The following is a 20996-nucleotide window of genomic DNA, read 5'->3' as shown; positions in this document are numbered from 1 at the left end:
CTCAGCTTCGGAACGCCTCCGGGATGACGTCGGCGTACGCCGGCGCCTCCCGGACCAGGCCGCTGTCGAGGTGGAACCGCAGCGCGGTCCGGTAGGCGCGCTCGTCGAGGTCGGGTGAGGCGGGGATCTCCTTGGTGAGTATGGGCATCAGGGCGTCGAGGGCCTTCGGGTCAGTCTCCTTCAGGTAGCGGCCGAGCAGGTCCCTGGCCTGCGTCGGGTCGCCGTGGATGTCGGTCAGCGCGCGGGTCATCGCCCGCTGGAAGCCGACGATCTCGTCCTTCTTGCGGTCCAACAGCTTGCGCGTGCTGAACGTGACGCCGTGCAACGCGCCCCGCAGGCTCGGGACGTCCCCGCGTGCCGGCGAGATGTAGGTGCGGCCGACACCCGTCGCCTCGGCGATCTGCGCGATCGGTTGGAAGAACGCGAGCGCGTCCACCCGGCCCGCCTTGAGCGCGCCGACCGCGGCCGAGACCGCGGCGCCGAGGTTGACCAGCGTGGCGTCGGTCGCGGCGTCGCGGCCGACACTGCCGAACAGGTACTTGACGAGCGCCTCGGTGCCGCTGGCCGGGCCGGTGATCCCGATGGTGCGGCCGACGAGTGCCTTGGCCTTCTTGTCGAGGGAGGCGTCGTCGTCGGGGCCGTCGAACGACGGCGGCACCACGATGTCCACGTAGTACTCGGCGACGAGGCTGGACACGACGCGAGTGCCGTCGTCGATCTTGGCGAGGTTGAACGCGTCGGTGATCACGCCGGCGCCGACGTCGATGCTGCCGGACTTCAGCGCGGCGGCCACCTTCGCACCGGTACCGAGCCTGGGCCGGTCGCCGAGGGTGAGACCCTCGTCGGTGAAGTAGCCCCGCGTCTCCGCGACGAACAGCGGGAAGAACGCCACCGAGTTGCTGATCTGCCCGACGTTGAGCACCCCGGCCGGGGTGGTCGACGTCCGCTGCGCGCAGCCGGCCACCAGCAGCGCCGGCGCGGCGAGGAGTCCTTTGAGGATGGTTCGTCGGCCGGTCATTCGACCGGCTTCCAGCGGTTCACGCGGCGACCGATCAGGTTCACCACGACGTTCAGCAGGCCCGCGATGACGCTCAGCACCACCAGCGTCGCGAACACGCCGGCCGTGTCGAACTGCGCGGCCGCGTCGTTGATCAGGTAACCGAGGCCCTTGTTGGACGCGACCAACTCCCCGATCACCGCACCGATCAACGCGTACGGTACGGCCACCTTGAGCCCGGTCAGCACGCCGGTCATCGACGACGGCAGCACCACCTTGCGGATCACGTGCCACCGGCTGCCGCCCATCAGCCGCACCGCGTCCACGAGCCCGCGGTCGACCTCGCGCACCCCCGCCGCGGTGTTGAGGAACACCAGGAAGAACACCGTTGCGGCGGCGAGCAGGACCTTCATGTGCATGCCGATCCCGAACCACACGATGAACAGCGGCGCCAGCGCCACCTTCGGGATCGAGTAGAGCGCCATCATGAACGGGTCGAGCACGCGGTAGACGAAGTTCAACGAGGCCAGCACGAACCCCACCAGCACGCCGGCCGCCGCGCCGAGCAGGAAGCCGTACACGATCTCCTGGACGGTGATCCACGTGTTCGTCCACAGTGTACCGTCCGCGACCCAGTCCCCGAGCCGGCCGAGGATGTCGCTTGGCCGGCTGATGAACGTGATGTCGATCCAGCGGTCCGCCGCGATCTCCCACAGCACAAGCAGAACGCCGACCAGCGCCACCCGCACGCCCCAGACGGACGTGGTGGTGCCGTGCCGCTGCCACCACGTCCGGTCACGGGCGATGACGACCGGGCCGGCGAGTGGGACCTCGGTGATGCTCATGGTGCCTCCCCTTTGAGCGCGCGGGCCAGTTCACCGTGCATGCCGACAAAAGCGGGGTCGACACGCAGCTCGTCGATCTCCCGTGGCCTGGGCAGCTCGATCGCGCGGTCCAGCACGATCCGGCCGATTCGGCCCAGCACCACGACCCGGTCGCCGAGCAGCAGCGCCTCCTCGATGTCGTGGGTCACGAACACGACCGTCTGCCCGCTGCCCTGCCACAGCCGCAGCAGCTCCGCCTGCAGCTCGGTCCGCAGCTGCGCGTCGAGCGCGCCGAACGGCTCGTCCATCAGCAGTGTCGACGGCGTGCCGGCGAGCATTCGGGCCAGGCTCGCGCGGCGGCGCATGCCACCGGACAGCTCGCGTGGATAGTGCTTCTCGAACCCGGCGAGGCCGACACGGCGGATCAGCTCGGCGGCCCGTGCACGACGCTCCTTCGCGGCGATCCCGCTTATTTCCAACGGCATCTCGACGTTGCGCTGCACGTCCCGCCACGGCATCAGCGTGTCCGACTGGGTCAGGTAGCCGATCTCGGTGTGCGGACCGGTCAGCGGGTGGTCGCGGTAGCGCACGGTGCCCGTGGTCGGCTCGGCCAGTCCGGCGAGCAGGTTCAGCATGGTGGACTTGCCGCAGCCGCTGCGGCCGAGCACCGTGACGAAGCTGCCTTCTGCGATGTCGAGGGAGAAGTCCCGCAGGGCGACCACCGCGGTGTCGTCCTTCGCGAAGTGCTTGGTCAGCCCGTCGACCTGGAGTACCGCGGTCATGGTTGGTCCGCCGCGCGCATGCCGTACGCGTCGTAGCTCAGCTCGCCAGCCGCCCACCGTTTCCGCAGACCGTCCTCTTTGGCTATCCGCTCCCGCACGGCGAGCAGCGCGCTGTCCACTTCGGAGGCCGCGATGGCGGTGGCGCCGTCGTCGTCGAGCACGAGCACGTCGCCGGGCGCGATCACGGTGCCGCCGATGGTCACCGGGACGTTGACGCTCCCCCGCTCGTTCTTGGTCGCGCCGGTCGCACGCCGCCACCGCGTCCACACCGGCATCGGCAGCTTCGCCAGGTCGGCGCTGTCGCGCACCGCGGCGTTGACCAGCACACCGGCCGCACCGGCCGTCAGTGCCTGTGTGGCGAGCAGGTCGCCGAACAACGCGACCGGCGCCGGCTCGGGCATGGTCAGCACCAGGATCTCCCCCGGCCGCACGTGTGCCATCACCTCGTGCACGGCCCGGTTGTCGTTCTGGCCGCACAGCGCGATCCGCGCCGGTCCGGCCACCCGGCTCCCCGGGGTGAGCGGGAACAACTCGACGTCGAGCAGGCCGCGGCGGCCGTACGCCTCGTACACCGTCGCCACGCCGGCCTCGGCCAACTCGTTGTGAACGCTCATGCTCCCGCCTCACCGCGAACCGGCGCGTCCGGCAGTGGATCCGCGCCGACCAGCCACCTGCTGTTGTGCACCGCCATCACGCGGACCTCCTCGTCGGTGAAGCCCTCCGCCAGCAACCGGTCCGCGCACAGCGCGAGCCCGTCCTCGACCGGTGGGTTGAACGGCTGGCCGAGGTCGCTCGACAGCACCGAGTTCTCCGGGCCGGCCGCTCGGATGTTGTGGAACCACACGTCCCAGGAGACCTTCCCGGTGTACGGGGTGGTGAAGCACCGTTCCAGCAACCCGCCCTTGGCGGCCAACGCGCGCTGGCGCTCGACACCGATGCGTTGCGAGGTGAACTCGGGGTGCGTGACCACGATCCGCCGCACTCCTTCCGCGACGGCCGCGTCGATCACGCGCGCCGACTCGTCCTGGTGCAGGTGTCCCGTGGCCAACGCCATGTCGTGCTTGGCGATCAGCCGCAGCACCTGCCGGGTCCGCTCGGTGACCTCGCCGCCCAGTGTCAGGACGTCCACGGGGTCGGCGGCCATGCCGGCGGCCCGCAGGTCGTCCTGCAGCTTCGCCCACATCGGCGGAGTCGCGCCCTCCGGCTCCACGGCCTGGCACTCGCGCTGGTTCGCACTGTCCACAGTGGGCAGCCAGACGACCTTCGCGCCACCCCGGGCGGCGATCTCCACCGCGATCGGGTTCATCCCGCCGACCGAGGCGTTCAGGGTGATGGCGCCGAGCGCGTCGACCTCCGGCCGCGCCCGGCGCACGACCTCGGCCCGCTCGGCGGTCGGCACGTAGTGGGACTTGAGCACGAACCCGGCCATCCCCACCTCGGCGAACCGCTCGGCGAGCGTGACGTCGTCGACCCGCCGGCGCATCACGTCCGGGGCGACGTGGATGTGCACGTCATAGGCGCCGCGGACGAGCTCGCGGGCGTGACCGGACGGTTGCGGGTGATCAGCCATGGCGCTCCTTTGCGAACAGGATCTGCGCCTAGATTGTTAACAATTCTGTCGGCGAGTGTCAATGATCATCCGGGCAGGTGCCGCACGCCGGACTGGTCGACCTCCTTCAACGCCGCGATCACGCTGCGCAGATGCGCACGGGCGGCCTCCTCCGCGGCGGCGGGGTCGTTGGCACAGATCGCGTCGATGATGGCCAGGTGTTCCGGCAGGGACACGTTCGGCCGGCCGGGGTGCATGGCGAGCCTGAACTGGTGCCGCACGCTCTGCGCACGCAGGCGCTCCAGCACGTCGCGGGCCGTGCTCTGCCCGCTGATCTCCCGCACCAGCCGGTGGAGCTCCTGGTTGAGCTGGGAGTAGCCGAGGACGTCGCCCTTCGACACGGCCGTCCGCATCTGCTTGCCGATCGCCTTGAGCCGCTTGACCTCGTCCTTGGTCGCGTGCTCGGCGGCCTTGGCGGCACAGAGTCCTTCGAGGACCATGCGAACCTCGGAGATCTCGACGGCCTCGGCCAACGACACCGCGCGCACCCGGGCGCCCCTGTTCTGCACGCGTTCGACAAGTCCCTCGTTGGCCAGCTCCACGAGTGCGGACCGGACCGTTGCGCGGCTGGCCGCGAACTGTTCGGACAGGTCGGCCTCGACGAGCCGTTGGTTGGGCACGAAGTCACCGCGCACAATGGCCTCACGGATCTCGGCCACCACCGACCGCCGCCCGTCGACCCGCTCATCGCCGACCGTCACCGCGATTCTCCTTAACCGGAATTGTCACCAATTTTGTTAACGTAGTGTAGCGTCCGAATGCGAGGGAGCGACGTCGTGACACTCACCGTTGCCGTACTGGGCCTTGGGGAGGCGGGTGGCGCCATCGCCCGCGACCTTCTCGACGCCGGGGCGGTGGTCCGCGCCTACGACCCGGCGGTCCCCGCGCCGGCCGGCATGTTCCCGGCACGCGACGAGGCGGACGCCGCGTCCGGCGCCGATCTGGTGCTGAGCGTCAACAGCGGGAAGGCCGCCACGGACGCGTTGCGTGCCGGGGTGTCGGCGGTCGGCGACGGGGTGTGGGCGGACCTGAACACGGCCTCCCCGGGCCTGAAAAGACACCTGGCGGAGATCGCCGGCGGTGTCGCGTTCGCCGACGTCGCGATCATGGCGCCGGTGCCGGGCCGCGGCCTGCGCACCCCGATGCTGGCCAGCGGTCCCGCTGCGCGACGGGTGGCCGCCCTGCTCGGCTCGTTGGGCGCGTCCGTCCGGCCACTGGACGGCCCGGCCGGGCTGGCGGCCGAGCGCAAGCTGCTGCGCAGCGTGTTCTTCAAAGGACTCGCGGCCGCGGTGGTCGAGGCCCTGGCGGCGGGCAGAGCGGCGGGCTGCGAGGAGTGGCTGCGGGACAACATCACCGAGGAGCTGACCCGCGCCGACACGTCCACTGTAGAGCGACTGGTGGCGGGCACCCACCAACACGCGGTACGCCGAGCGGACGAAATGGCCGCGGCGACGGACATGCTCACCGAACTCGGTATCGAGCCGACCATCACCGCGGCCACCCGCGATGTGCTGGTTCGCCTGGCGACCGGGAGGTCGCCGCGACAGCCGGGCTAGATCAACGCAGCTGGTACGCGTCAATGACCGTGTAGTCGGCCGTGCCGCCGTCGGCGAAGGTGGCGGCCGCCCTCAGGGACACCGAGCCCTTCTTCGGGTGCTTCACGTACGCCAGCCAGTTGGACCCGCCAACCGGTAGCAGCGGCGCCGGCCGCCAGGTGGCACCGTCGTCATAGGACACCTCCACCGTCAGGCTCCGCACGGCGGAGGGCGCCGCGCCGGGCTGGCGGGTCAGGCTCACCGGCACCAGGTACGGGAGGCCACCCGGTGCGGTGTTGTCGATGTCCAGCTGCGGCCGGAAACCGATGCTCGACAACGGCATCGCGGTCCACGCACCGGTCGGCGCCGTCGCGGAGCGGAACGTCCACGAGCCGCTGATCGCCGTCGAGTTGGTGTACGTGCCGGCACGGTCCACTTCGTACTCCAGGCGGTACGAGCGCTCCGCCGCCGGCACCGGGCCCGCCGCGTCGTAGAAGTACTTCGGCACCTCGACCAGTTTCGTGCCGTCCACATAGAACGCCATCCGGCCGGTGTCCAGCTGGGAGTAGCCCGTGTGGCCGGCCTGGTCACCGAACGGCGGCACGTTCATGAACATCGTGTCGCCGTCCCGCCACACGAAGGTGCGGTTGTTGAACGTCGGCGCGGCCGGGCCCTGGTTCCAACGCACCTCGTACCGCTTGCCGGCGCGCACCGTGAACGGCGCCGACAGCTGCTGCACCTGAGACCGCCCGGACTGCTCCCACCGGTTCTCCCAGCGGACGTCGTCGGCCATGTAGTAGATCGTCCTGGTGCTGGGGACCGTGAACCTGATCGGCGCGGACAGCGCGGCCCCACCCTCGGGTGGGAAGCCCCAGTTGTGCATGAACGCCTGCTGTGCGCCGTCGGCCACCTTGTAGGACCGGTTCACCACCGTGGCCAGGTCGCGTTGCTTCGCGGCGCGGCTGAAGTTCGTCAGGAACCGGCCCCGCTGGAACCACACCAGGTCGTACTCGTACGGCGAGTCGAAGAACGTCCCGTCCTCCGTCGGGCGGGCGAAGAAACCACGTACCTCCGAGACCAGCGTGCCCGCGTCGGCGGGGACCTGGTCTCCAAGGTCCACTGTGTACAGCTTGTCGAAGCCGCTGTTCATGATCCGCTCGGACAGCGTGTACCCGCTCGGCATCCGCCGGTAGTAGCCGGCGCTGGCCATGCGGCTGCGGGCCTCCCGGTTCGGCACGGTCACCGACACCGGGGTGCCCTGCCGCGCGTCGAGCACGATCTCACTGTCTCCGGTGAACGTGAACACCGGATCGACCAGCAACGTCGAGGTGCCGTCCGGGCTGACCACGGACGCGACGAGGTGGTAGCGCAGGCCGGGCCGCAACCGCGCGACGGCCGTGCCGGACGCGTGGTAGGGCGCGGCGAACACCGCCTCGTCCACCCCGAAGATGTTGACGTAGTAGTCGGCGGCCGGCGCACCGGCACGGTTGATGACGCGGACGGTCAGGTTCCTGACCTCGTGGCCCTTGCTGATGGCCACCGGCACGCGCACCACGTTCTCGCCGGCGGTCGCGACCAGCGCGCCGGTGAACGTGCCGGTCGCGCTCGCCACCCGCGTGTCGGCGGTGAAGGCGACGCTGGCGGAACCACCCGCGGGCACAGTGACCCTGCCGGGGCTCGCGGTGAACATTCCGGCCGGCGCCGCCTTACCGTCCGGACCAGCGACCTGGGCGGCCAGGTCGAGGGTCACGTCAGTCGGGCCGTCGTTGCGGTAGGCCACGGTTTTCGTGACCGGGACGTCGTCGTCGGCGGGCCATGCCTGCGAGCCGAGCGACAGGCCGGACACGTCCACCCGCACGGTCTGTGTGACCGCCCGCGCCACGTCGACCCGTCCCGCGCCCTGCCCGAACAACCCGATGGCCGGGTTGGTCTTCGCCGAACCGGTCAGCGCGGCCTTCAGATCGCCGGCCACCCAGTCCGGGTGCTGCTGCGCCAGCAGCGCGGCCGCCCCGGCCACGTGCGGGGTGGCCATCGAGGTACCGCTGAGCTGGCTGTACCCCGGGCTGCTGACCGGGTAGTCGCTGTCCTTGGCGAGTGCGGCGACGATGCCGACGCCGGGCGCGCTGATGTCCGGCTTGATCGCGCCGTCGAGCCGCGGGCCCCGGTTGGAGAAGTCCGCGAGGTTCTCCTGCTTGTCCACCGCGGCGACGGCGAGCGCGGCGTCCGCACTCGACGGCGAGCCCACCGTGCCGGTGCGGCCCTCGTTGCCGGCCGCGATCACGAACAGCGCGCCGGTCTGTGCGGTGAGCCGGTTGACGGCCTCCTCGAGCGGGTCGATGCCGGGGAAGTCCTGGCCGCCGAGACTCAGGTTGATCACGTCGGCTCGGGTGGCCGCCCACTCCATACCGGCCAGGATCGCCGACTCGGTGCAGTTCCGGGTCGGGCAGACCTTGCCGATGATCAGGTCGGCGCCGGGCGCGACACCCCGGTACTTCCCGCCGGACGCGGCGCCGCTACCGGCCACTGTGGACGCGACGTGCGTGCCGTGGCCGACGGTGTCGTTGGTGTCGGCGGCGTCGGTGAAGTTCTCCGTCTCGACGATCCGGTCCGCCAGGTCCGGGTGGGTCGCGTCGATGCCGGTGTCGAGGATGGCGACGGTCACGCCGGTGCCGTCGAACCCGGCATCCCACGCGGTCGGCGCGCCGATCTGCGGCACGCTCACGTCGAGGCTGACCTGGCGTTTGCCGTCGAGCCAGATCCGGCCGGCGCCCTTGGCGGCGGCCCAGAACTCGTCCGCGTCCGCCTTGTCGACCTTGACGGCGGCGCCACCGGGCAGCGCCTGGGTCTTCTCGACACCCGCGCTGATCCTCGCGCCGGCACCCTCGACGATCGTGGGCAGCACGGCGGTGTGCGCGTCGTCGTAGCCGACGGCGACCAGCCCGGCGACGTCGAACAGGCGCCGGTCGAGCTGTCCCGAGGACACCGAGCGCAACGCGTCGTTGGGCACGACGTACGTGCGACCGTCCTCTGTGTACGTGCTGAAGCCGATCCCCTCGCGACCGACCGCCGGCTCCACCGCGAGGCGGTCACCGTCCACGAAGACCCGGTCGCCGGTGAGCAACGTCACCCACGCGCCGATGCTGGCCGGGCCGTCGACCCGCCAACCCGCGGTGTCCGCGGCGGCCGGGGTGGCACCGCCCACGAGGCTGGTCAGCAGAACCGCTGCCAGCACAGAGCCGAACAAGCGACGCACCGGCCGTCTCCCTTCACTGTGGTCCGGTCGTCACTCTTCGCCTACGGCATGGCTGTGCGGTACTTCTGATCGGGCATAACATCACGTTATCGGGCACCGGAACATTCCTGGCACGGCCTGGTCTATGCGCGGCGTCAGGTTGGTCTTTCGGGTGGTCGGGAGAGCGTCAGTCTCGCGTCCACCTGGCACTTCTCCGCCTACGACGGATCCCGCGCTCGGTATCGACCAGATCCAGGCCGGCCGCCTTCGCGAGCGGGCCAGGCTCACCCGACTCGGCGCTCGGTGACGAGACCGGGAGCCCGTCAGCGGGGTGAACTCCCAGGATGGCGAGCAGCAGTGCACAGTCCTCGGCATCGGTCGACGCCGAAGCGACCACTCGGGCGACCCGATGGTGCTGGCCCCAGCTCAGCCCGGTGGGATAGCCCTCGATCCCTCCTCTGGCGATTGGCTCATCGGCCATCGGGTCCTCCTTGCCGAGGGATGGCGTACGACGACAACCTCGCCGTGAGAACGGTCATGACCTCATCACCGGCCTTTGTGGACGGGTCAACCACCGAGTCGAGTTGCCGCCGGGGCCGGGGCGGTTCGAACAAGCGTCGCAACGCGGATGGGCACCGACGGTGCCAGGAAATGTCCAGATTATACGATCGCGCTGCGCGCCGCATGACGATCTGCCCGCCGCCTCCGGGCTGGGTGTGTATCTGGGTCAGCAGGCAACGCTCCTGTGGGCATGGATACCCGATGAAGGCGGATCCGCGGGCCGCGCTGTCGGTTCTCGGCGACTCCCCGGGTTCGCCGCGGCCTCTCGACGTCGAGCTGCTACGCCCGAGGCTTGTCCAGCGCCTCGAGAAACGGTGGGAGCGGCCGGTCACCTTGGTTGTCGCTGGAGCGGGATTCGGCAAGACGACGGCGCTCGCTCAAACGATGCGGGCGCACGTCCTCGCGCCTCGCGGGGTCGAGGCCTGGGTGAGTTGCGAGTCGGCGCACGAGGATCCGGTCCAGCTCGCACAGGTTCTGCTCGATGCCATGGCAACCGGGCCCGTTCGTTCGTGCCGGCGTGCTGGCCTGGCCGCTCCGGGGATGCGTGATGTCGTCGATGCCGTGATCCGCTGGGCACCGCTGGAGGTATGTCTGCTGCTTGACGATGTGCACGAGATCCGGGTGGGCTCGCCGGGGGCGGCGCTGCTTCGTGAGGTGGTGATGGCGTTGCCCGCGACCGCTCACCTGGTGTTGTGCGGGCGGGAGGTGCCGGATCTGGCCCTGGCACGCCGCGAGGCTGCCGGCGAGGTGGTCACGATCACCAGCGAGGATCTGGCCTTCACCGATGTCGAGGTCGCGGCCCTGGCCCGTCGGCTCGGGCGGGACGGGTCCGCGGCCGCGGGGCTGCAGGGATGGCCCGCGTTGGTCCGGCTCGTCTTCGCGGCCGGAGCGTCTGCTCCGTGGCAGTACGCCCGCGAGGAGATTCTCAGCCGGTTGCCCGGTCCACAGCTGCGGGCACTGGCCGCACTGGCGGCACTGGGCAAGGCCACCGCCGGCGAGGTCGCGGCCGTCACCGGCGGGCCGGTCGCCCTCGACGACCTCGCGCGACGGATCCCTCTGGTGAGGGTTCTGGATGGCGGCCGGTATCACGCGCATGACCTGTGGACCGACGCTCTGTCACGAATGATGACCGCGCAGGAGACGCGAACCCTGCGGGAGCGCGCCGCCGCCACCCTGGCAGCGCGCGGAGACGCGGCCAGGGCCGGGCTCCTGGCCTACCAGGCACAGGACTGGCGCCTGCTCGCTGGTCTGGCCGTCGACCTGGTGCGAACCACACTTTCGGCGCTCCCCCGCGCCATCGCCGAGCGTTGGCTCGGAGCCGTCCCGGCGCACGTCGCCGACGAGCCGGCGTTCGTGTTGCTGCGGGCCGCGGTCATGCACGCCAGCGATTTCACCGATTCGCGCATCGACGCCATGATCGACCAGGCATGGCACGGCATGCTCGACCGGCACGACGAGGCCGGCGCCGCCGCTGCCCTCGGTCAGGCGGTGATCACCGCACACTCCCGAGCCGATCCCGCCCGACTGGTCGTGCTCGCCGAGTGGGCAGACCGGGTCGACGCGCCTTCCTCTTCCGTGCTCACGCTGTTGGGGCACAACGTCGCCGCGATGGACGCGGAGTTCGACGGCGACCCGGAAGCCGCGCTCGCCCACCTCGTCAAGTCGTCGGTGCTCGACGTACCTCCCGCCCTCGCGCTGTCCACCTGGCGGTTTCACTACCACTGCCTGAACATGTGCGGGTACAGCCGGGAGGCGGCGGCGTTGGCCGACAGGACCCTTGGCGACGCGAGCGACATCCGGGTCCAGCTCTCCGGTGCCGTGGCGCGCTGGCTCGACGGTGATCCCTCGGATCTGGAGCTACTGCGCGGGCAAGGACGCGCGGCGGCGAGAATCGACCCTTCATCGACCGTCGAACCGGCCACGGCAACGGCACGGGAAGCGTTCGTGGCGACGGCACTGGCGGCGGTGATCGCGTCCTCGTGCGGCGACACGCCGTTGTTCTCCTCTCGGCCCTGCGGCGATCCGGCCGATCATGACAATCCTCGGGACTCCGTACTGGCGAGTGTGGCTCAGGCCGCGGTCGCGGTCGCCCGTGGCGAGGAGGGTTCCGCCCGGCAGGCCTACGCCGGCCACCTTGCCAGGTGGCCGATCGAGGTCCGGTTCGGCGAACGGCACCTGCGTCGGTTCCTGGCTCTCGGCTACGTCCTGAGCGATCGGTTACGGACGCACTGGGACAGCGTTGCGCTGGGCCCCTCTCACCGCGCGGCACGAGCGGCCGCCCGTGCTCTGCTCCAGGCCCGCGCAGGCGACTCAACGGCGGTTGTCGCACCGGTTCCCGCGCACGTGCTGTGTTTTCTGCCGCTGCCGTGGTCGGTGGAGCTGGCTGCCCGGCTCACCGCCGCCGGTGATCGCGGAGGGCTCGAGCTGGCTCGGCTGTTGGCCGACGTTCTCGGGCCGGCGGCCCACCGGCAGTTCCGCCTGACGGCGCGGGCAACCGAACGCTCCGTGGCGGCGGGTGCGGCACATCTGCTTGCCGTGCTCCCGGCGCCTCCCGCACATCGGACCCATGTCGAGGTCATGGGAACGATGCGGTTGACGCGAGACGGGGTGCCGGTCGACGCACCGCAGCTACGGCGGATGCGGGTTCGACAGTTGCTCGGTGTGCTGGCACTCCGCCCGGTGCTGGGACGGGACCAGGTGATCGACCTGCTGTGGCCGCGACTGGACCCGGCGAAGGCGGCCAGGAACCTGCGCGTCACCCTGACCCACCTTCGTCGACTCCTCGAACCCGACCGGGCCGGCGGTGACGCGAGCTTCCACCTGCGCACCGACGGCGACATGATCCGACTCGTCCCCTCCGGCTCGCTGTCCATCGACCTGTGGACCCTCAACCAACTGGATGTCGACGTCGGCCGGGCGCGTGCCGGTGGAGACATGGACCGCGTCGCCGAACTGCTCGGCGACGCGATCGCGCTGTGGCGCGGCGACCCACTGTCCGATCTGCACAGCCTGGCCGACCCGGACATCGCGATCGAGATGGACCGGGTCCGCACCCGGCACGTCCGCGACCTACTGGACCTCGGCGAGCTGCGCCTCGTGGCGGGTGCGGCGGCGGAGGCGGGCCGGTTGGCCGACAGCGCCCTGTCACTGGAACCTTTCGATCCGCGCGGCCACCGCCTCGCCCTCGCCACCGCGCTCCGCAGCCACAACGCCGCCCACATCGCGACGGCCCGTCGGCGAGTCCTGGCCGCGTTGCGGCAGCTCGCGGCGCCTCCCGACGCCGCCACCGCGATCCTGCTCCGCCAAGCGCTGCCCCCAGCACAGCGGCGATGAACGTCAATCCCGGACACGCCGCCAACGTCCGCCGAACACGAACACGGCCGGCACGAAAAGCAGCAGGCACACCCCCGAAACCAACAACCACGTCCGCCAACTGGTAGCCGCCACCACCGGTGGCACCACCAGGAGCACGAGCACCCCCACGGTTCTGCTGGCGAAGCCGAAGATCCCCCACGCGGTGCCCTGCAGCCTCGGGTCCACATCCTCGGCGTCCTCCGAGTAGTTGGCCATCCACGGGCCGAAAGCCGTCGCGAGCGCGGCACCGAGCAACGCCCCGGTCAGCATCAGCTGACCGTCTGGCACCGACGAACGTCCCATCAGGACGGCGAGGTAGCCGGCCACGAGCACACCCGCGAGAGTTCCGCCGAGCGCGAAGGGTTTGCGCAGCTGCAGCCGGTCGGACACGCGACCGACGGCGACCAGCACGACCAGGTCGAACACCCAGAACGCGGACATGATCATCGACGCTCTCGCTGCGCTCACCCCGAAGCTGTCCACGAGCATCGCCGGCCCGTACAACGCGAGCGTGAGATACAGAACCAGCCACATCGAAATCCCCACCGCGTGAGCCCACAGTCGCGGTCGCGCGAGCAGGTCACGTCCGCGGACCGGGCGTGTCGAGTCGGCCGTCCCCACCACCTCCCGCTCGGTCTGCCGTATCCGGGCCCGCAGACCCGGGGACAGATCGGCGATGTTGATAGCGATCACGACCGACAGCACCAGCGAGATGACGGCCATGATGACGAACTGCGAGCGCCACGAGTCGTGGAAGATCGGCAACGTCCAGGCGGCCAGCCCGGAAGCGAGCAGGCTCGCCCCGATCGGCCCCCAGGTCCAGAACCCGAACGCCTGCGCTCGCCCCAACCGAGGAGAGAAGTCCCGAACCAGCGGGGCGGTGCTCGCCAGCGCCATGCCGTCGACAAAAGCCAACAGCACCCGGACGATCAGCAGGTCGCGCGTGGAGTGAACCAATGTCATGGCCAGACAGCACAGCGCGGTGAGCAGCATCAACGGGACGAGCAGCCGCACCCTGCCCAGATGATCGGTGAGCCGGCCGCCGAGGGCTGCCGCGACCGCGCCACCGACCGCGGCGACGGCCGACACCGAACCGTAGGTGGTCAGGTCGATGTCGAGATCGGTGAGCAGGAGCGGTACGACCGGGGCGATCTGGGCCTCGTACGACCCGACGAGAACCGCCAGGACCGCCATCGCCAGAAGCCACAGCCGGCGCAGACCTTCCGGATACTCATCAAGCTCCCGGACATACGACAGCCTCATCAGAAGGGCCTCCTCGGACGCATCCCGTGTCCCACAGGGCGCGCTGGCGGATCTGGTTAGCGCTCGGGCAACGCCCCGTCCGAAGGATGAGGGAATCGCCGAGCGGCGGACGGGGACCTCCAGGCGGAGCCCGACAATACTCAAAGGGGAAACATTCAATGAGTGCGCGTAGAACCATCGCGATTTCGGTGGCCACCGGATTGGCCGCCATCGGACTGGCGACGTTCAGCGGGCCGCTGGCACAGGCGGACGCCGAGTGGTGCTTATCGCAAGGCACAGGCGAAAACTTCCCCGGCACGGACGGCGACGACCTTCTGGTCGGAACTCCGCGCGACGACATCTTCACCGGTGGGGACGGTGACGACATCATCAACGGCCGAGGCGGCAACGACGTCATTCTCGGTGGCGACGGCAACGACGTGCTTTTCGGCGGCAACGGACAGGACACCATCGACGGCGGGGCCGGCAACGACTACGTGTCCGGCGAGAACTGCGACGACAACGTGGCCGGCAACCTCGGCGACGACAACGTCAACGGTGACGCCGACAACGACACCGCGGCCGGCGGTCAGGGTGTCGACACCGTGACGGGCGGCGACGACGACGACGCGATGGCGGGCGGCACCGAGGACGACACCATGTCGGGCAACGAGGGCGTGGACAACGTGTTCGGCGGCGAGGGCAACGACGACCTCGCGGGCAACGACAACGACGACGTGGTCGACGGCGAAGGTGGCGAAGACATGGTCACCGGCGGCGACGACGAAGTACGCGGCGGCGACAACAACGACATCGTCCGCGGCAATGACCACGACGACAGGGTGTTCGGCGGTGACGGCATCGACGACATCGACGGTGGCGCGGGGAACGACACCGGCTTCGGTGGCACCGGCGGCGGCGTCGGTGGCGAAACCTGCATGAACTTCGAAACCCTGGTCAACTGCTGATTGATCACGGTGCCCGTGGTGGGGAACGCCCCACCACGGGCACCGTCGTACCCATCCTCGCGAACCCGAAAAACCTGGGACCGAATCGCCAGACGATTTGCGGAACCACCATACTTTTGGCTGACAGCAACGATCACGCAGCCGGGAGTGCGGGAGAGCCGCCTCAGGCCCAACTCAGGCAAACCCCGCGCCATCGAAGGACGTGGGGAACCCGTCACGCACGGCGGCGAGCAGCACAACCGGCTCGAAGTCCAACCGCCCTCCACGACCTGCCCCACGACCGGGCGCAACAGCTGGTACAACCCCTGCGAACGCGACCTGAGCCTCAGCCGCACCCGACGGGGTGCGGGCGGTGCGCACGAGCTGTACCTCATGTGAGGCTCAGCTCACCGCCAAGATTTCACCTGACCGTGTTTGGGTCAGTCGGTCGAAACGTGAGACGATCAGGCCATACGGCCCGCATCCGGGCTGTTCGCCCACGGTTACCCCGTATCCGGCTCGCGCGCATCGAGCGGACCCAGCTAGTGGACGCCACCGCCACGGCCCATTTTCGTCTGCTCGGCAGAGCCCAAGCCGTCACGCCCTTCGTACCCGTTGGAACGTGGCGGGCTGTACTCACCTCTCGGGAGATCCTCCATTACTCTTTCCACACCTTTCTCGCCGTCAATAGTCGCTCCCCGCACGCTCAGCGATGTGTACGGTCCTGGTGTCGCCGTCTGCGCCCGACCGCCGCTGGAAGCCACCGCGCCGGTGAGCAGGCACCGCCACACACGCGACGTGTTCTCCGCCAGACCGATCGCCGTCGCCGCGGACACCCCGCTGATCTGCAGCTCCGGCGGCACAGACCCGTCACTGCTGGCGCAGCTGCGCGACGGCGGCCTCCCGGTCGGCACCGACCTACGCGAGTTCCGCAGCGAGGCGGAGTTCACGGCACGCGTGGCAGCGGCGATGGACGACGGCCTGCTGATCTCGATGGAGTACCCGCAACCGGCCACGCTGTGCCCCGAAGAACACATGGTCAAGAGCGCACAACTCGTCGGCTACCTGAACAACAAGGCCAGCATCGACACGTTCGTCGACCCGGTCTTCCAGGCGCGCCGCAGCGTCGTGACCCGTAAGGACCTCGCCGAAGCGACACCAGAGGAAAAGTCCTGGGTTCTCAAGGCCGCGACCAACGACGCACACCGCGGCAACCTCGACGTGTACCTACACCGGGCCGGCGAGCCGATCACACTGCCGGCCTTCACCGACGTGCTCAGCGAGTTCGTGGTCGAGGAGTACCTCCACATCCTTCGCAACTGGGGCATCCAGCTCTACATCGGACCGGACGCGACAGCCCGGCTACTGGCCGTCACCGAACAACGAATCGACACAGCCGGCCTCTACACCGGCGGCCTGTTCGGACTGGTCAGCTCGCCGCCGGCCGCACTACTCACCGAGTGTCTTGCGATCGCGGGGCGCGCGGCCGACATCGGATACCGGGGCATGTGCAGCCTGGACTGCGCCCAAACGAGGGACGGCCAACTGGTCGTGCTCGACCTGAACTTCCGGATCACCGGCGGCTCGATCCCGTTGCTCGCGCTGCAGTCGGTCCGACCCGACGCCCTCGACCGCCCCGCCGAGTCCGTGAACCTGACAGTGCCCGCGCCGCTCGAGGAACTCCTCGCCGACCTGCGTCCGGCCCTGGCCGCCGGCGGTCTGCTCGTCGTCGCCGGCCACGACACCGTCCACACCGACAACCCCATCAGACAAAGCACCCTCCAACTGGTCGTGTTCGGCGACGACCCCGACGACGTGGCCACCCGCCGCCGCACACTGGAAACAAGAGTCCGCCACTGAATGCTCAGCCCGCACTTCTGGCGTCTACCGTGACGAGTATGTGGTTGTCGTGATGCGGGTCGTGCTCGGAATGTTTTCCATGGCAATGCTGGCCGCCTGCGCCGCACCATCTGAACAGCCACCTTCGACGGCAACCGGAAACCCGGCATCGTCTACCGCCTCCACGAACTGGTACCAGGCGAGAGTGTCGAGATCTCAAGAGTGGACGGATCAGTCGCCAGGTTCGTCGTACGGAAAGTGGACCAGGTTCCCAAGGCGCAGTTCCCCACCGAAGAAGTGTGTGGCGAGACACCTGTTCCCGAACTGCGTCTGATCACCTGCGGTGGCCGTTTCGACCGGTGGGAAAGCCATGCAACACAAGAAGGTCATAATCGGACTGTTCGCTGGTGACTGTTCCATGCGCATCGGGGAATCCCTTGACACAGTCCTTATCGTCGGCGGTCCGCCGACGAAAGTCGTGAAGCCCGTTGGGGCCCCACAGACCGGCGGCGGTGGAACCTCCTGAACCCGACGGGCTGGTGCGGCTGACATCGATCGTAGTTCTTGCCGGCTTCGCCACCGTGACGACCGGCCTGTGGGTATCGGTCTCGCATTGGTCCTGTCCTGCGGTCCCCTAGGGGTCTAGACTGATGGTGCACCCGGGTCACCACGTTCCGTCGAAGTCCTTGATGGTTCGACCGGAACCGATCTGGTGCGATCGGGCATCGCCCCGGACCTTGGCGAAGAACATGTCGCGCCTGTCGACGCCACGAGGAGGTCGCGGGCATGTTCTCCCGAACCGTTCCAGCTGACATACGCGGTCGGTCGGCGGCCGTGTAGCTGGGAATCGCCGTCCCCGGTATCTGGCCCAGTCACGACTCTCGATCTAGCGCATCAAGGAGTCCCCGTGAGCATGAGCGTCATCGGCTGGATCGTGCTCGGTCTGATCGCCGGCATCGTCGCGAAGTCGCTGCTGGGCGGCCGGGCGAAACACGGCGTCACCGTCACGATCCTGGTCGGCATCGCCGGGGCGTTGGTCGGCGGCTGGGCGGCCACGGAGTTCCTCGACCTCGAAACCACCGGTGACTTCTTCGAAGTCTCCACGCTCATCGCCATCGTGGGGGCGGTCGTCCTGCTGCTGATCCACCACGCGATCACCAACCGCGGCCGCGGAGCCAACCGTAGATCCAGACGCGGGCGCGGTGTCTGGCCGGCTCGGCGATGACCGGCCGGCGCAGCCGTGCGCTAGAGCCGTAGCGCGCCGTCCTGGAGTGGCCGCGAGGCATCACCTCCGGTGAGCGCGTATCCTTTCGGGGTAGATGCCCGGGCCCCCGGTATGACCTCAGCCAACCGAGGGACCAACCCATATGGCGCATATCGATCCATTTCTCGGAGCCGCCCCGGTCGCCGGGATCGCAGGCCCCCACCAGAGCACGGTCGCGACCATCCTGCGCGGTGTGAAGCTCGGACTGTTCACCGCGGCCGAAGCCGACGCGATGATCGCCAGAATCAGCGCGCACCTGACCGCGCTACCGGTCGCGTCGTCGCTGTCCATTCCGGACGGTGTGCCCGCCACGAACAGTGAGCTCGGCTCTGGCACTCTCCTTGCCCAACAAGAGGGATGAAACCGTGACCACCATTTTCGATTACGCAACGACCGACCGTTCCCCACCGGCAAACATCGCCCCGCCAGACCTGCGCTCCACCTCGCGGTTACTGACCATCACCACGCACACCGCCCCACCCGCGGCGATCGTGCTCACGGTACGCGGCGAGGTGGACGCGCTCACCAGCACTCAGCTGAGCGACCATCTGCTCCCGCACATGCGGGACACCGGCGGGCACGTGATCGTCGACCTCACCAGCGTGTGGTTCTTCGCCGCCGCCGGTCTCACCGTCCTCGTGAACGCCAGAGAGGCGGCCACGGTGGCGGGCACCACGCTCTGCCTGGTCGCATCCACCCGCCCGGTTCTGCTGCCACTGACGATCACCGGCCTGGACAGGGTGTTCGACATCAGCCCCGACCTCACCCACGCCCTGTTCCGTGTCGGCTGCGGTCCAGACGGATAACCCGCCATGCGCAACCCCCGAGTGGCCGAGATCCTGTCGGTGATCGCGGACCGAGGAGGTGAGCAGAGCACGCTGCCCACCCGACTGTGCGTGGAATGCTTGTCCGCGTTGACGGTCAGTGGAGTCGGGGTGGCGTTGATGACCCCCGACGGACCCAGCGGGGTGGTGCTCGCCGCCACCGACGGGCGCGCAAGGCAATTGGAGGAACTGCAGTTCGCCCTCGGTGAGGGGCCGTGTGTCGAGGCGTCCGGCAGTGGGCGCCCCGTGCTGGAACCGGACCTCGCGACCGCCGGGTCGGCGCGGTGGCCGCGGTTCGGGGCCGCCGTGCTCGATGCCGGAGTGCGTGCCATCTTCGCGTTCCCGCTGCGGGTCGGCGCCATCCAGGTCGGTGTCCTGGACCTCTACCGCGACACCCCGGGATCTCTCAGCGCCATCGACCTCGCCGACGCGCTGGCGTTCGCCGACGCGGCCACCGTCGTGGTCCTACACCTGCAGGACCACGACGAGCACGGTGATGCGAGCGCCGCACTGACCGGGCCGATCGACAGCCGGGCCGAGGTTCACCAGGCGACCGGGATGATCACGATCCAGCTGGGGGTCAGCCTCGCCGAGGCGCTGCTGCGGCTGCGCGCGCACGCATACGCCACGGACCAGACGGTGTCGGCCGTCGCCGCCGACGTGGTCAACCGACGCCTGCAGTTCGACGACAGCGAGCCCGGCGCCACCACGCAGCGCGACCAGCCATGACCCCCAACAAGACACAGACGGTGGGCTTATGACAAGCCGGGAACAACTCCTCGCCAGCACGTTCGTGAGCCTTGCCGACACCCTGGTGGCCGGCTTCGACGTCATCGACTTCCTGCACACCCTGGCCACCCGCAGCGTCGAACTACTCGACGCCGACGCCGCCGGGATCATGCTGGCGGACCCGCGCGGCGGCCTGCACGTGATGGCCTCCTCCGCCGAGGAGGCCCGCCTGCTGGAACTCTACGAACTGCAGAACAACGAAGGCCCCTGCCTGGACTGCTACCGGACCGGACGCCCCGTGGCCCGCGACGACCTACCCGCGATGCGCACCTCCTGGCCAGCGTTCACCGACCAGTTGCAGGCCCTCGGGTTCCACTCCGCACAAGCACTCCCGATGCGCCTGCGCGCCGAGACCATCGGCGCGCTGAACCTGTTCCGGCTCAAACCCGGCCAACTCACCGAGACCGATCTGAGCATCGGCCAGGCCATGGCCGACGTGGCCACCGTCGGACTGATCCAGGAACGCGCCATCGCCGCCAGCGAACAACTCGCCACCCAACTACAAACCGCACTCAGCAGCCGCGTCCAACTAGAACAAGCCAAAGGCGTCCTCGCCCAACGCGCCGGCCTCCGCATGGACGAAGCCTTCCAGGTGATGCGCGCCTACGCCCGCAGCCACAACCGCCGCCTCAGCGACGTCGCCGCACACATCATCGACGGAACACTCGACGACGACCAAGTCCGCAAGGGCCCGAACCCGAAGCCAAGAGCGCAACCCCACACCTGACCGACAGGACAGCATCTCGACCGATCCCGACCGGCCGGGCACAGCTGATGGCCGCGGCCACCCAGCTCGGGCTGGACCTACGGCTGGCGGCGATCCTGGGCTTTCATCGGGGCAAAACTCGTCCTGCACGCGCTACACGAGAACAACCTGGCACCGATGCCCCAACCGGGACGCGGTCGGGGCATCGGTTCTTGGTGTCTCCGTCAGCGTTTTCTGCTGGTAGGAGCACGATCTGGGCCGTGTCGGCAGATCTGGGTCACCGTCATGTCGCCCGGTCGGCTGCCATGCGTTCACGGAGGCTGCGCGGCCTCATGTCGGTCCACACCTCGTCGACGTAGGTGACGCAGTCCTCCTTGCTCCCCTCGGTGCCGGTGCTGTGCCAGCCGGCGGGCACGTCCTGGTCGGCCGGCCACAGCGAGTACTGCTCCTCGTCGTTGATCAGGACCTGGTACCTGACGTCCTCGTCCATG

The 20996-nt window shown here is 69.3% G+C and carries 20 protein-coding genes; 10 read left to right on the top strand and 10 right to left on the bottom strand.

Annotated elements, in window-relative coordinates; genetic code table 11:
• Position 1: 1 nt before the first annotated feature.
• From VF106_RS23450 to VF106_RS23425, 6 genes are all read right to left on the bottom strand, one after another.
• Positions 2 to 1018, bottom strand: coding sequence for an ABC transporter substrate-binding protein (locus VF106_RS23450; RefSeq protein ID WP_330841952.1), 1017 nt, complete (start codon positions 1016 to 1018; stop codon positions 2 to 4).
• Positions 1015 to 1842 (bottom strand): ABC transporter permease, encoded by an 828-nt coding sequence (locus VF106_RS23445; protein ID WP_330841951.1) that lies wholly within the window; start codon positions 1840 to 1842, stop codon positions 1015 to 1017. The genes VF106_RS23450 and VF106_RS23445 overlap by 4 nt, the downstream gene beginning before the upstream one ends.
• The gene (locus tag VF106_RS23440) at positions 1839 to 2603 is read right to left on the bottom strand and encodes an ABC transporter ATP-binding protein (RefSeq protein ID WP_330841950.1); all 765 of its coding nucleotides are present in this window, start codon (positions 2601 to 2603) and stop codon (positions 1839 to 1841) included. The genes VF106_RS23445 and VF106_RS23440 overlap by 4 nt, the downstream gene beginning before the upstream one ends.
• On the bottom strand, positions 2600 to 3217 hold the full coding sequence (locus VF106_RS23435) for an RraA family protein (RefSeq protein WP_330841949.1): 618 nt from the start codon (positions 3215 to 3217) through the stop codon (positions 2600 to 2602). The genes VF106_RS23440 and VF106_RS23435 overlap by 4 nt, the downstream gene beginning before the upstream one ends.
• Positions 3214 to 4173, bottom strand: coding sequence for a DUF6282 family protein (locus VF106_RS23430; protein WP_330841948.1), 960 nt, complete (start codon positions 4171 to 4173; stop codon positions 3214 to 3216). The genes VF106_RS23435 and VF106_RS23430 overlap by 4 nt, the downstream gene beginning before the upstream one ends.
• A 65-nt stretch (positions 4174 to 4238) precedes the next feature.
• Positions 4239 to 4913 carry a GntR family transcriptional regulator gene (locus tag VF106_RS23425; RefSeq protein ID WP_330841947.1) on the bottom strand — a complete coding sequence of 225 codons (675 nt, stop codon included), beginning with the start codon at positions 4911 to 4913 and terminating at the stop codon, positions 4239 to 4241.
• Between the two features lie 75 nt (positions 4914 to 4988).
• On the opposite strand from VF106_RS23425, the gene VF106_RS23420 reads away from it, so the two are divergent.
• Positions 4989 to 5768, top strand: coding sequence for an NAD(P)-dependent oxidoreductase (locus VF106_RS23420; protein ID WP_330841946.1), 780 nt, complete (start codon positions 4989 to 4991; stop codon positions 5766 to 5768).
• A 1-nt stretch (position 5769) separates the two neighbouring features.
• On the opposite strand, the gene VF106_RS23415 is transcribed toward VF106_RS23420, so the two are convergent.
• Together VF106_RS23415 and VF106_RS23410 are read right to left on the bottom strand one after the other, a co-directional pair.
• Positions 5770 to 9000, bottom strand: coding sequence for a S8 family serine peptidase (locus VF106_RS23415; RefSeq protein ID WP_330841945.1), 3231 nt, complete (start codon positions 8998 to 9000; stop codon positions 5770 to 5772).
• Positions 9001 to 9166: 166 nt separating this feature from the next.
• A complete protein-coding gene (locus VF106_RS23410) occupies positions 9167 to 9460 on the bottom strand; it encodes a hypothetical protein (RefSeq protein ID WP_330841944.1) in 294 nt (97 codons plus the stop codon).
• A 281-nt stretch (positions 9461 to 9741) separates the two neighbouring features.
• Between VF106_RS23410 and VF106_RS23405 the strand changes: the two genes are divergently transcribed.
• On the top strand, positions 9742 to 12873 hold the full coding sequence (locus VF106_RS23405; RefSeq protein ID WP_330841943.1) for an AfsR/SARP family transcriptional regulator: 3132 nt from the start codon (positions 9742 to 9744) through the stop codon (positions 12871 to 12873).
• Between the two features lie 3 nt (positions 12874 to 12876).
• On the opposite strand, the gene VF106_RS23400 is transcribed toward VF106_RS23405, so the two are convergent.
• On the bottom strand, positions 12877 to 14157 hold the full coding sequence (locus VF106_RS23400; RefSeq protein ID WP_330841942.1) for an MFS transporter: 1281 nt from the start codon (positions 14155 to 14157) through the stop codon (positions 12877 to 12879).
• 158 nt (positions 14158 to 14315) lie between these two features.
• Here VF106_RS23400 and VF106_RS23395 point away from each other — a divergent pair, with 158 nt between their 5' ends.
• The 8 genes from VF106_RS23395 to VF106_RS23360 all read left to right on the top strand — a co-directional run bounded on the left by VF106_RS23395 (position 14316) and on the right by VF106_RS23360 (position 20526).
• Positions 14316 to 15104, top strand: coding sequence for a calcium-binding protein (locus tag VF106_RS23395; protein WP_330841941.1), 789 nt, complete (start codon positions 14316 to 14318; stop codon positions 15102 to 15104).
• A gap of 693 nt (positions 15105 to 15797) precedes the next feature.
• Positions 15798 to 16943 (top strand): ATP-grasp domain-containing protein, encoded by a 1146-nt coding sequence (locus tag VF106_RS23390; protein ID WP_330841940.1) that lies wholly within the window; start codon positions 15798 to 15800, stop codon positions 16941 to 16943.
• 147 nt (positions 16944 to 17090) lie between these two features.
• Positions 17091 to 17333 carry a sortase domain-containing protein gene (locus tag VF106_RS23385; RefSeq protein WP_330842030.1) on the top strand — a complete coding sequence of 81 codons (243 nt, stop codon included), beginning with the start codon at positions 17091 to 17093 and terminating at the stop codon, positions 17331 to 17333.
• A 502-nt stretch (positions 17334 to 17835) separates the two neighbouring features.
• On the top strand, positions 17836 to 18147 hold the full coding sequence (locus tag VF106_RS23380) for a GlsB/YeaQ/YmgE family stress response membrane protein (protein ID WP_330842029.1): 312 nt from the start codon (positions 17836 to 17838) through the stop codon (positions 18145 to 18147).
• 142 nt (positions 18148 to 18289) lie between these two features.
• Complete coding sequence (locus VF106_RS23375) at positions 18290 to 18547, top strand: hypothetical protein (protein ID WP_330841939.1); 258 nt, start codon at positions 18290 to 18292, stop codon at positions 18545 to 18547.
• A 4-nt stretch (positions 18548 to 18551) separates the two neighbouring features.
• A complete protein-coding gene (locus VF106_RS23370) occupies positions 18552 to 18992 on the top strand; it encodes an STAS domain-containing protein (RefSeq protein WP_330841938.1) in 441 nt (146 codons plus the stop codon).
• Positions 18993 to 18998: 6 nt separating this feature from the next.
• Positions 18999 to 19739, top strand: coding sequence for a GAF and ANTAR domain-containing protein (locus VF106_RS23365; protein ID WP_330841937.1), 741 nt, complete (start codon positions 18999 to 19001; stop codon positions 19737 to 19739).
• 28 nt (positions 19740 to 19767) lie between these two features.
• Entirely contained in the window at positions 19768 to 20526 is a 759-nt protein-coding gene (locus VF106_RS23360) for a GAF and ANTAR domain-containing protein (RefSeq protein ID WP_330841936.1), read from the top strand.
• 262 nt (positions 20527 to 20788) lie between these two features.
• On the opposite strand, the gene VF106_RS23355 is transcribed toward VF106_RS23360, so the two are convergent.
• The gene (locus VF106_RS23355; RefSeq protein WP_330841935.1) at positions 20789 to 20995 is read right to left on the bottom strand and encodes an MbtH family protein; all 207 of its coding nucleotides are present in this window, start codon (positions 20993 to 20995) and stop codon (positions 20789 to 20791) included.
• Position 20996 lies beyond the last annotated feature (1 nt).

The organism is Actinophytocola sp., from assembly GCF_036378875.1.
Lineage (GTDB): Bacteria > Actinomycetota > Actinomycetes > Mycobacteriales > Pseudonocardiaceae > Actinophytocola.
This window is presented reverse-complemented; position numbering and strand designations above follow the sequence as displayed.